This is a genomic window from Limnofasciculus baicalensis BBK-W-15 (assembly GCF_024178385.1).
Classification (GTDB): Bacteria; Cyanobacteriota; Cyanobacteriia; order Cyanobacteriales; family Coleofasciculaceae; genus Limnofasciculus; species Limnofasciculus baicalensis.
In genome coordinates this window covers 1-2698 of the sequence record NZ_JAMZMM010000573.1, presented here as the reverse complement: position 1 = coordinate 2698, position 2698 = coordinate 1, and the positions used below count along the sequence as shown (strand labels likewise).

At 41.9% G+C, this 2698-nt stretch carries 3 protein-coding genes; all 3 read left to right on the top strand.

Features of this window, described 5'->3' with window-relative positions; translation table 11 throughout:
- Nucleotides 1-476 precede the first annotated feature (476 nt).
- Genes NJ959_RS28265 through NJ959_RS28255 form a run of 3 tightly spaced genes read left to right on the top strand, consistent with a single transcriptional unit; the run spans nucleotide 477 to nucleotide 2507 of the window.
- Entirely contained in the window at nucleotides 477-1568 is a 1092-nt protein-coding gene (locus NJ959_RS28265) for a response regulator (RefSeq protein WP_373693729.1), read from the top strand.
- 51 nt (nucleotides 1569-1619) lie between these two features.
- Nucleotides 1620-1997, top strand: a complete 378-nt coding sequence (locus tag NJ959_RS28260) for a response regulator (protein ID WP_254015090.1) — start codon at nucleotides 1620-1622, stop codon at nucleotides 1995-1997.
- A gap of 3 nt (nucleotides 1998-2000) precedes the next feature.
- Entirely contained in the window at nucleotides 2001-2507 is a 507-nt protein-coding gene (locus NJ959_RS28255) for a chemotaxis protein CheW (protein ID WP_254015089.1), read from the top strand.
- Nucleotides 2508-2698: the final 191 nt, after the last annotated feature.

Sequence of the window (2698 nt, the reverse complement as noted above, 5' to 3'; positions counted from 1 at the left end):
GGAGTGGAAATGAATCAACCAACTGTGAGGATTGCCATGGAATTAAGTTTTCCGGAATCATTAAAACGGCAGCAGAAAGGAAAAATTCAACGCCTGATCAAGAGCCTAAAGTAACTCATTATACCACAGAGAAATTGGTGAAAGGGCAAAATAACCAAAAATAAATTATTCTCCCCAGAAGAGCGAAAAAAAATGATTCACGGTATCTTCATCGAATTTTATCGCCCTTGATTGCCGCTTTACCATTGTTATAATAGAATAATGATCAGATCAGGGATAACAGCTCAAGAAAGAACCCATCTACCATCATCGCGAGATGTAAGAGTCAAAAGAAAGCCACAACTTGTAGGAAATTCCCGACTCAAGAGAGTTGAATCGCGATCGAGATCAAATAACGATCAATTCCGGAAAGTACCTTGTCGGGAGAGTCTATAGATATAGTGCCTCAGATTCGCCCAATCCCATGGTAGATCAAAATAAACTACAACGCTATGACTAGCTACAGAACTTCCCCTCGACTGAACCCCCTGTCCTTATTAGCACAATTATCCAGTCGTCAAGCTAATGGCTGTTTACAAATATCCAGTAGCTCCACATCCTGGTCAATATATCTCGAACAGGGCAAACTAATCTATGCCTCAGATTCACTGGACCCATTTGAACGACTAGATCGGCACTTGCGCCAGTTGTCCCGTCAAATTCCCACCCTTGTCAGCGCCGTCAGAGTTCAGGTTCGCCTGCTATTTGAATCAGACCTAGGGAGTCAGTCTAGCACAACTCCTGATTATCGAGCCATTTGCTGGCTAGTTGAGCAACAATATCTCAACCTCTCCCAAGCCGCAACTCTAATTGAAGAATTAGCTGAAGACGTAATTCGTTCACTCCTTGCCGTCAAAGAAGGAACCCACCAATTAATACCTCAAGATCAATTTGAGGAACTTCCGAAATTCTGTCGTCTAGAATTGCGCACCCTAGTGGAACGTTGCCACGAACAATTGCGAAGGATTCAGCCAACAGAACCAACAAATAGTAACAATAACAATAATAATAATTACCAAAACCAACCAGATACATCAGTTCAAAATGGTCGGTCGCCCCAACTAGAATCAACTCAAAAACCCCTCCAAAATTCTCAGTCCCCCCCCCTAACAAAAGGGAGCAATCCCCCAGGAATAACCAACAACATGGGGACAAAGAAAAAAACCACTTACACCATCGCTTGTATTGATGACAGTGCCACAGTCTTAAATGCCATTAACTCCTTTTTGGATGATAAAAGCTTCTCTGTAGTCATGATTAACGACCCAGTGCGAGCCTTAATGCAAGTAGTCCGGATTAAACCAGACCTAATTTTGTTAGATGTGGAAATGCCCAACCTAGATGGTTATGAACTATGTTCTCTCTTGCGGAAACATTCCCTATTCAAAACAACCCCGATCGTCATGGTAACAGGTAATACAGGATTTCTCGACCGTGCCAAAGCCAAATTAGTCAGATCATCCGGCTACTTAACCAAGCCTTTTAACCAATCTGAACTACTAAAAATAGTCTTTAAACACTTATCTTAGTTCAGCCCTGACCAACCAACCAGCCCAGGAATTATTTATACCTAAATCGCCATGAATACAACGGCAATGATTACCATATTAATTGTAGAAGACACCCTCTCCGAGCTTGAGTTAATGAGTCACTACTTAAGAGAAAGTGGTTATAACGTGATCAATGCTCTTGGTGCAAAAGAAGCACTCAATAAAGTGATGGAATCAAAACCAGATGTGATTGTTACCGATGTAGTCATGCCGGGAATGAGCGGCTTTGAGTTATGTCGCCGCCTCAAAACAAATCCCGCTACAGAAAAAATACCCATTGTAATTTGTTCATCTAAAAATCAGGAAATCGACCGCCTCTGGGGGATGAAACAGGGAGCAGATGCTTACCTAACAAAACCCTTTACCCGCGAACAAATTACTCGAGCGATCAAATCTGTGGCCGTGTAAGTTATGCCCAATACCACCAATAAGACAAATGCCCTCGCACTCCGACCAAACAAACCACAAAAAACCAAAAATCAGGGAGATACCTATCTTAAATTTAAACTGAATCAACAAACACCAGCTCTCTTAGCAATGAGTCAAGCACAGGAGGTAATTTTATTACCACAAAATCGTCTGACATCAATGCCAAATATGCCTCCATTTGTACTTGGATTAATGAATCGGCGCTCTCGTGCAATCTGGGTAATTAACCTCGCTCAGATGCTAGGATTAAATGAAACACTTGCCACTGTACAGCAGTATAACGTAATAATTATCCGTAATGGTTCAATTTCCTTGGGTTTAGTCGTTCAAACTGTTGAAGGTGTCATACGTCTTTCACAAGAACAGATTCAATCAGCACAAGGTCAAATATCATCGGCATTGGTGCCCTATTTACGGGGATGCACATTGTTAGAAACAGAAATATTATTAGTGTTAGATGCCGCCGGAATTATCCGAAACTTGCAATAATGAATGGAGCAGTGAGAGGCAATAGCGAACAAACCCTCACGGCTCGCCCATCACCTATTCTTTCCGCTCAAGGTACTTTTTCATGGTTCATAAACTAGCCAAATCCAGCAAAAGCGATGGGCATTTTCACCCTCACGCAATCAAGAATCCAGCTTTAAAAGACAAAGATAAAGGCCAGGAAAATTATCCCC